9 protein-coding genes and 2 tRNA genes are annotated in these 8,384 nt (G+C 45.0%); 3 read left to right on the top strand and 8 right to left on the bottom strand.

From position 1 onward, the window contains the following. The 5 genes from R7E29_RS09175 to mutY form a co-directional block, all read right to left on the bottom strand. Nucleotides 1-72: transfer RNA gene (locus tag R7E29_RS09175), tRNA-Thr, on the bottom strand. Nucleotides 73-138: 66 nt separating this feature from the next. Further along, nucleotides 139-214 (bottom strand) — tRNA-Phe (locus R7E29_RS09170). Nucleotides 215-314: 100 nt separating this feature from the next. Beyond that, nucleotides 315-1,454, bottom strand: a complete 1,140-nt coding sequence (mltC, locus tag R7E29_RS09165) for a membrane-bound lytic murein transglycosylase MltC (protein WP_005381001.1) — start codon at nt 1,452-1,454, stop codon at nt 315-317. Nucleotides 1,455-1,531: 77 nt separating this feature from the next. Further along, on the bottom strand, nt 1,532-1,804 hold the full coding sequence (locus R7E29_RS09160) for an oxidative damage protection protein (protein ID WP_005381002.1): 273 nt from the start codon (nt 1,802-1,804) through the stop codon (nt 1,532-1,534). Between the two features lie 19 nt (nt 1,805-1,823). After that, the gene (mutY, locus tag R7E29_RS09155; RefSeq protein WP_017635575.1) at nt 1,824-2,900 is read right to left on the bottom strand and encodes an A/G-specific adenine glycosylase; all 1,077 of its coding nucleotides are present in this window, start codon (nt 2,898-2,900) and stop codon (nt 1,824-1,826) included. Between the two features lie 203 nt (nt 2,901-3,103). Between mutY and trmB the strand changes: the two genes are divergently transcribed. From trmB to glsB, 3 genes are all read left to right on the top strand, one after another. Beyond that, nucleotides 3,104-3,823: a tRNA (guanosine(46)-N7)-methyltransferase TrmB gene (trmB, locus tag R7E29_RS09150; RefSeq protein ID WP_005384506.1), complete on the top strand. Its 720-nt coding sequence runs from the start codon at nt 3,104-3,106 to the stop codon at nt 3,821-3,823. A 17-nt stretch (nt 3,824-3,840) separates the two neighbouring features. Next, nucleotides 3,841-4,869: a TRM11 family SAM-dependent methyltransferase gene (locus tag R7E29_RS09145; RefSeq protein ID WP_054577160.1), complete on the top strand. Its 1,029-nt coding sequence runs from the start codon at nt 3,841-3,843 to the stop codon at nt 4,867-4,869. Between the two features lie 98 nt (nt 4,870-4,967). Further along, the gene (gene glsB / locus R7E29_RS09140; protein WP_005381007.1) at nt 4,968-5,888 is read left to right on the top strand and encodes a glutaminase B; all 921 of its coding nucleotides are present in this window, start codon (nt 4,968-4,970) and stop codon (nt 5,886-5,888) included. Between the two features lie 90 nt (nt 5,889-5,978). On the opposite strand, the gene hemW is transcribed toward glsB, so the two are convergent. The 3 genes from hemW to R7E29_RS09125 form a co-directional block, all read right to left on the bottom strand. After that, nucleotides 5,979-7,157, bottom strand: coding sequence for a radical SAM family heme chaperone HemW (gene hemW / locus R7E29_RS09135; RefSeq protein ID WP_132936937.1), 1,179 nt, complete (start codon nt 7,155-7,157; stop codon nt 5,979-5,981). Between the two features lie 18 nt (nt 7,158-7,175). After that, the gene (locus R7E29_RS09130; RefSeq protein WP_042521298.1) at nt 7,176-7,778 is read right to left on the bottom strand and encodes an XTP/dITP diphosphatase; all 603 of its coding nucleotides are present in this window, start codon (nt 7,776-7,778) and stop codon (nt 7,176-7,178) included. 118 nt (nt 7,779-7,896) lie between these two features. Continuing rightward, entirely contained in the window at nt 7,897-8,328 is a 432-nt protein-coding gene (locus R7E29_RS09125) for a DUF4426 domain-containing protein (protein WP_005381010.1), read from the bottom strand. Between the last annotated feature and the right edge of the window lie 56 nt (nt 8,329-8,384).

The following is an 8,384-nucleotide window of genomic DNA, read 5'->3' as shown; positions in this document are numbered from 1 at the left end:
GCCGACTACCGGAATCGAACTGGTGACCTACTGATTACAAGTCAGTTGCTCTACCTACTGAGCTAAGTCGGCACACTTTATTCTTTGTGCTTTTGTCCGTGTTATAACATTTCGTTAAGACACCAACAAATCAAATTGTGGTGCCCGGAGGCGGAATCGAACCACCGACACGAGGATTTTCAATCCTCTGCTCTACCGACTGAGCTATCCGGGCAACGGAGCGCTATTAAACGGATTTTCCCGCGTTGCGTCAACCACTTTTTTTAAATAATTTCAAAAAAGTGGTTGTTCGAACGCTTTTTATTCAACTGTCACTACAAAGTTTGCTTCGAGTTAAATTCCTTTTTGAAATTTGTAACTTTTTCTAGGTAGCGACGCGCTTCTGCGTTCGGGTGTTTCTTGGTTAACGCCCAATAAACTTGGTTGGGTTGCAATGAATTAAGATCTTGCATTGCGCGTTTGCGATCACTGCGATGAAATGTGTTTAAAACTCCTCCAGTACCGCCATTGTAAGCTGAAATCATGCTGTACTCGAGAGAGGTAGGGTGGCGGACTTCTCTTAAATAACGATTTTTTAAGATATAGAAATACGCAGTACCGGTATCTATGTTGTTTTCTGGATTAAACAAATATTCAGGGCTTGGTTGGCCCGAGCGCTTTTTCACGAGTTTGAACACATCTCGTCCCGCTGTTTTAGGTACAACTTGCATTAGGCCATATGCATTTGCCCAACTTACCGCGTATGGGTTGAAACTGCTCTCGGTTTTAATAATGGCGTATATCAAGTCTTCTGGAATGTCGTATTTCTTGGAAGCTCGACGCACGATATCGGCGTATTGGTAGCTGCGAGTTGAAAAGTGGTCTTCAACCATGGGAATTTCGACGTAATACGCTTTCTTGAAATCTACATTTTTGGTTTTTATTTTATTTGCGATGAGGTATTCCGCAAATCGGTTTGCCCGCCAAGACCATTGAATTGGCTTATTGTCTTGGTCGACAACTTGTTTATACAGGAATGGTTGCCCCTCTAACGTGATACCTTTAGAGGAGAATAAGTCGACGTGAGCGGGATCGTCTGGTGTTAATAAGGTGGTGACAATCGCGTCTTTTAGGTGTTTTTGGGGCTCGGTCGGTGATACGGTCTCTATCGTGATCACGCCTTTGCGAAAGTCGACCTCGGCGCGGCTAAGGTAGTTATCGATGTACTTAACGTAATTACTCTTGCCAGCGTACTTGATTTCTTTTTTACCCCAGCGCTTTTGAATATTGCCTGAAAAGCTATTGATTAAGGCATCTAGCGCCGCAGTATCTTTTTCAAATTGTCCTGGTAGCTCAGCTAAGTTATTGGCAAAACGGTTTGTTGGCTCGTAGTTGACGTCATAAATCTTTTCGACGAATTCACGGCTACAGCCTGCCATTAAAAGTGCGGCAGCGATAAAGACAATTTTTTTCATAAGTATCAGAGTTATTGAAGGTAATAGAAAAATGACACCACAAATGGTTGTGATGTCATTGTTTAACTCAAGCGACTTTATTCGCTCGGCGGTGTGTAACCTTCGATATGAACGTCTTTTCCTTCAAAGAGGAAATTTACCATTTCTGTTTCGATCAGTTTGCGGTGTTCTGGATCCATCATGTTGAGTTTCTTCTCGTTGATCAACATGGTTTGTTTGTGTTGCCACTGAGCCCACGCTTCTTTCGAGATGTTGTCGAAAATGCGTTTACCTAGTTCACCAGGGTAAAGTTGAAAGTCTAGACCTTCGCCTTCTTTCTTTAGTCGAGCACAAAATACAGTGCGGCTCATAATGACTCCTTGTATTTAATTAACGAAGTTCGTGGGGTAGCGTTTCCAGCAATAGTTTTACTGGCGCGGCTAAACCGACTTCTTCAGGTTTAGATAAGTTATACCAAAGACCTTTGTTGCCTTCCATTATCACGTCCGGTTGCTTTGATAAATCAATCAAAATTGGCGTGATATCTAGGTGGTAATGGCTGAATGTATGACGAAAGGTAATCAGTGTTTGCTTCTGTTTGATATTGCTGGCTTGAATGCCGCGTTGATCCAGTAGCAATTCAATGTCGCTTTCTGCATCCACATGTTCGGTTTGTGGGAAGCAGAATAAGCCACCCCAAATGCCTGTTTGTGGTCTTTGCTCCAACCACACCTCATGACCATTTTCGGTGTTGTGGTGAAGCATCACGAAACGAGTTTGCTTGATTGGTTTATCTTTCTTCGGTTTTTTGCCCGGGTAGTCGAGCACATTACCTTGTTGTTTTGCCACACACAGGTCAGCAACAGGGCAGAGGCTACATTTGGGTTTGCTGCGAGTGCAGACCATTGCGCCCATGTCCATCATTGCCTGGTTATACTTATCTACATCCGTTTGTGGGGTATGCGTTTCGGCAATTTCCCACAGCTGGTTTTCAACCTTTTTTTGTCCTGGCCATCCTGCAACTGCGAAACAGCGGGATAGGGTGCGCTTCACGTTACCATCAAGAATCGCGTGTGGTTGTTTATACACAGACGATAAAATGGCGGCAGCAGTAGAGCGACCAATCCCCGGTAGGGCGTTCATTTTCTCTATATCAAGAGGAAACTCACCATTGTATGTAGAGGCGACCTCTTGTGCTGCTTTGTGAAGGTTACGGGCTCGGGCGTAATACCCTAAGCCAGTCCAAAGGTGTAGGACTTCATCTTGCTCAGCATTGGCAAGATCGATTACGGTTGGAAAGCGCTCCAAGAAACGTTGGTAATACGGAATAACCGTAGTGACCTGAGTTTGCTGAAGCATAATTTCAGACAACCAGACACTGTATGCGGTCTTATTTTGTTGCCACGGAAGATCTTTTCTTCCATATGCGTCATACCATTCTAGGATGGCACTGGCGAAAGGTGTCACGACTTGCTCTGTATTCTATTATTGGTTAGGTGCAAAATTGCACCACATAATGGGCAAGAAGTACAACGGATAAACAGTAGGGATATAAAGAGGTGTTTCGTTGCTTTTGGGTTGCCATAGACCAAGAGCTCAACAAATACTTGCACCTAAGTAAATTCTTTGGATAATCCCCGCTTTGATTAATCAATGTGCAGGCAAAATCAATGAGTGAAGTAACCACTAACGAATACAACGAAGACGGAAAGCTGATCCGCAAAATCCGCAGCTTTGTACGCCGTGAAGGGCGTTTGACTAAAGGTCAAGAGAGCGCGATGAATGAATGCTGGCCTACGATGGGTATTGACTTCAAAGCTGAACTTCTCGATTGGAAAGAGGTGTTTGGCAACGATAACCCAGTAGTGCTTGAGATCGGTTTTGGTATGGGTGCTTCATTGGTTGAAATGGCAAAGAACGCGCCAGAGAAAAACTTCATCGGTATCGAAGTTCATAGCCCAGGCGTTGGTGCTTGTCTTGCCGATGCTCGCGAAGCGGGAATTACTAACCTGCGTGTAATGTGTCACGATGCGGTAGAAGTATTCGAACACATGATCCCAAATGGCAGCTTATCGACACTGCAATTGTTCTTCCCAGACCCTTGGCATAAGAAGCGTCACCACAAGCGTCGTATTGTTCAATTAGGTTTTGCGGAAATGGTGCGTGAGAAGCTTATCCCTAATGAAGGTATTTTCCACATGGCGACCGACTGGGAAAACTACGCAGAGCACATGATTGAAGTGATGAACCAAGCGCCAGGTTTCGAAAACATTGCTAAAGATGGTGATTTCGTTCCTCGTCCAGACGATCGCCCGCTAACGAAGTTTGAAGCTCGTGGTCACCGTCTTGGTCACGGTGTTTGGGATATCAAATATAAGCGTATTGCGTAACCAGAGGAGTTCATGGGATGTACCATTACGCGATATTAGCGAATCCGGGTCATAACCGAATTTACTTTGATAGCGCAATGACCATTGCCTGTTCTGAACTAAAAGCAATTTTAGCTTCACAAGGCGTGGATGTGACAGAAATTGGTAGTAAAGACGTTGGCTTACCTGCTGCGTTGGTGTTTTCTTGTCTGGAAGCGCTAACCGATGAGCAGGCGCGAAGAATCGCAGCCTCTTCGATTTACTATGCGCTATTTGAAGTGCGCGAAGATGGTTTACTTCGACCAGTTCAAGCGCCCGTATTTAACACTTTCCCGGAAAGCATGAGCCAGATTTTGCGCTACACCGGGAAAACAAATGAGCAGTTTACCCGTTTGATGGTGAATATCGGCATTAGTGCGTCCAATACGGGAAGTGAACAACTGACCTTAATGGATCCAATGTGTGGTAAAGGTACAACCTTATTTGAAGGCTTGATCCACGGTTTGAACGTGGTAGGGGTTGAGATCAACGCCAAGTGGGTGCAAGAGATCCAGACCTTTATTGTTAAGTTCATGAAGAATGGCCGCTTTAAGCACAAAGTGAGCAAAGAAAAGCGCACTGCGGGTGGCAAGAAAGTGGCGGATGGTTTCGTGGTTGAAGCTGCAGCAAATAAAGAAGATTACAACCAAGGCAATCTTCAGTTTATGAAGCTGTATTCGGCTGATACTCGTATCGCTGATCAAGTCGTGAAAAAGAACTCAGTTGATGTGATGGTGTCTGATCTGCCTTATGGCGTGCAGCACGGCAGCAAAAATGCCAAGGACAGCAAACTGAACCGTAGTCCACTAGAGCTTTTAAAAGAGGCTCTGCCTGCATGGAAAGTGGTATTGAAAAAGCAAGGTTCAGTGGTGTTGTCTTTCAATGAATTCACATTGAAATGGAAAGATGTCGCGGCATTATTTGAAGAGCAAGGTTGGAAGGTACTTTCAGAAGAGCCTTACATCGGTTATCTTCACCGTGTTGATCAATCTATCAACCGCAATATTATTGTGGCAGTAAAACCATAATCGACTTGAGTCGAACGAACCCTATGGAAAAGCCAACGACACGTTGGCTTTTTTTACCTCTGAGCTCAACGAGTTCTCTTGTAAATAGAAGGTAGAGAATGAAACCGACAGTGGAAATTTTGACAGATATTTTGGCGGAAGTACGCCCTTTAATCGGCCAAGGTAAAGTGGCTGATTACATTCCTGCTCTGGCAAAAGTACCCAGCAACAAGTTAGGTATTGCGGTATACACCAACGAAGGTGAGGTTATTAAGGCGGGTGATGCCGATGAACCTTTCTCTATCCAATCTATTTCAAAAGCATTGAGCTTGACGTTAGCGATGTGCTTGTACAAGCAAGAAGAAATTTGGTCTCGAGTGGGAAAAGAGCCTTCGGGGCAGGCATTTAATTCGCTAATCCAGCTAGAAATGGAGCAAGGTATTCCTCGTAATCCATTTATAAATGCTGGAGCGATAGTAGTGGCAGATTTGTTACAAACTCGCTTATCTGCACCTCGTCAGCGCCTGTTGGAATTTGTGCGTCAGCTTTCTGGTGATACCCATATTGTGTATGACAAAGTCGTTGCGGCATCCGAAATGATGCATGGTGACCGTAATGCGGCGATTGCATATCTCATGCGTTCGTTTGGCAACTTCGAAAATGAAGTGATTCCAGTACTACAAAATTACTTCCACGCTTGTGCGCTGAAGATGAGTTGCGTCGATTTGGCTAAAACGTTTAGCTATTTAGCAAACAAGGGCACATCGGTACAAACGGGTAAGCCTGTAGTTTCTCCTGTGCAAACCAAACAACTTAATGCACTGTTAGCAACGTGTGGCTTGTATGATGGCGCGGGCGAGTTTGCTTATCGCGTTGGTATGCCTGGTAAGTCTGGTGTTGGTGGTGGCATTATCGCGGTAGTACCTGGTGAAATGACCATTTCAGTATGGTCTCCAGAGCTTGATCCTTCAGGTAACTCGCTTGCGGGTACTAAGGCGCTTGAGCTGCTCTCAGAGCGAATTGGCCGTTCAATTTTCTAATGTTAGAAATGTGTCAACCTTATTTAGGACGGCACAGTTTCTAAATAAAAAGCCTCTCAATTGAGAGGCTTTTTTTGTTTTGGGGTTGCGTTACTCTTCGCTTTCTTCGGCCATAAAGGCTTCGAGCAAATCATTAAGGAAGAGCTTCCCTTTTTCAGTAATTTGCCAGTGGGTAGGCGTTTCACTCAGGTAGCCCATTTCTATCGCCCAGCTGATGGTTTCTTGAATCGTACTAAGCGGTAAGCCCGTGGTGTCCACGTAATCTTGCTTCGGACAGGCTTCGATTAAGCGGAATCGGTTCATAAAGAACTCGAATGGACGATCTTCATCCGCGACGACATGTTCCGTATGCAGATAAGGTTTGACCATATTTTGATAAGCCGCTAAATAGCCTCGCGGGTGTTTTACCTTTGTCGTTCGAATAATACGTCCGTCGGTAAAACTGAGTTTGCCATGAGAGCCACAACCGATACCAAGGTAATCACCAAAGCGCCAGTAGTTGAGGTTGTGCTGACACTGATAGCCCGGCTTGCTGTAACCGGAGATTTCATATTGCACATAACCCGCGGCTGCAAGTTTTTGGTGTCCGAGCTCGAAAATATCCCACAAGTCATCATCGTCAGGTAGCGTTGGTGGCTTGTAGTAGAACATGGTGTTTGGTTCGATGGTCAGCTGATACCAAGACAAGTGCGGCGGTGCCAACTCAATCGCTTTGTCCAAATCTGCCAAGGCTTGTTCGATGCTTTGATCAGGTAAGCCGTGCATGAGATCGAGGTTAAAGCTGTTCAAACCGATTTGGTGCGCCAGCTGAGCAGCGTTGACGGCTTCGTCTTGGCCGTGAATACGCCCCAAACACTCAAGCTTTTGTTGCTCAAAGCTTTGCACGCCGATAGAGATACGCGTTACCCCGGCTTTACGGTAGCCAACAAAACGCTCTGCTTCGATGGTGCCTGGGTTCGCTTCCATGGTTATTTCGATTTCAGGCTTGAACGGAATACGCGCTTCAATGCCCTTAAGTAGACGCTCGATGCCTTCTGCCGAAATCAAACTCGGCGTACCACCACCAATGAAGATTGAATGCAGTGGACGTGGCGCTTCGTTAAGTCGGTATTTCTCAATGTCGGTATCCAAATCTTCTAAAAGGGCACTGATGTACTCTTCTTCTGGAATCTCGGTTTTGAGCGCGTGAGAGTTAAAGTCGCAATACGGGCACTTTTGCACACACCAAGGGATGTGTACATACAAGCTGAGTGCTGGGGGCGTTAACATGGTCTAATTCGCTCGTGATTACTGAGACACTTGCTCAGACAGTTGAGCAAACAACGACTTGAGCGCTTTACCGCGGTGAGACAGTTGTTTCTTACGTGCAGGTTCAAGTTCGGCTGACGCACAGTTGTCTTCAGGAACGAAGAAGACTGGGTCGTAGCCAAAGCCATTTTCACCGTGTGCTTCAGTTAGAATTCGGCCTTCCCATTTACCGTGACAGACGATAGGCGTTGGGTCGTTCTCGTGACGCATGAGGACTAATACGCAGTGGAAACGTGCTGTACGCTCTGCTTCTGGTACGCCTTCCATTGCCGCTAGCAATTTTTCTAGATTCTCTTGATCAGATGCGCTCTCGCCTGCGTAACGTGCAGAGTAAATGCCCGGAGCGCCTTTTAAGAAATCGACTTCTAATCCAGAGTCGTCTGCAATGGCAGGAAGCCCTGTTTCTTGTGCGGCATGGCGAGCTTTAATGATTGCGTTTTCAATGAAAGTTGTACCCGTTTCAGCTACTTCCGATACATTGAATTCACTTTGCGCTAATACTTCAAAGCCGAAGTCAGACAATAAATCTGCCATTTCACGAACTTTGCCTTGGTTACCAGTTGCTAGCACAATTTTTTTCATGGGAATCTCTTTTAATAGTGATAGAGGAGAACAAATCGTTCTCCTCTAGATATTCTTTAATTAATAAGTGGTTTTTAGCCTGCTTAGATCCAAAAGCTTTTGGAACATCACAACCCAATTACTCTTCAACATAAAACTTCTGGGTGAATTTAAGCTTACCTGAGCCTTTGTTTCCAGCTTTTACGTCAATATCGAAAGTAAAAGTTTCTTCGTGGGTAATTGGTAGTTCGGCTAAATAGTATATCGCATTGCCTTCTTTGACTTCACGAAAGGTCAAGGTCTGAGTTTGGCCGATAAGGTTCTTCGCGCGTCCAGCAATTTTTGCTTCTAATGCTGGCTTACCCAATGAAGCTCTATCTAACACGCTAATATTAACCACTGCGAGGTATCCATTACGTTTGATATCGTAGCTACGTGCGACTTTGGGTGTTAGGAATGTTGAGTTAAACGCTACATAGTGTACTTCGATATCTTTCATATTTTTAAACTGATCGGCGAAGCTTGGTAACGACAACAGGCTAATCAGTAATGCGGTAATCCATTTGCTCATTGTTACTTCCTCAAAGCACTTGTTATAAAACAACCATAGCTGCAATTTTACCTTGG

Source organism: Vibrio sp. Vb1729, from assembly GCF_033338655.1.
Lineage (GTDB): Bacteria > Pseudomonadota > Gammaproteobacteria > Enterobacterales > Vibrionaceae > Vibrio > Vibrio alginolyticus.
Note: the sequence above shows the minus strand (reverse complement) of the source record. Positions and strands in the feature narration are given on the sequence as shown.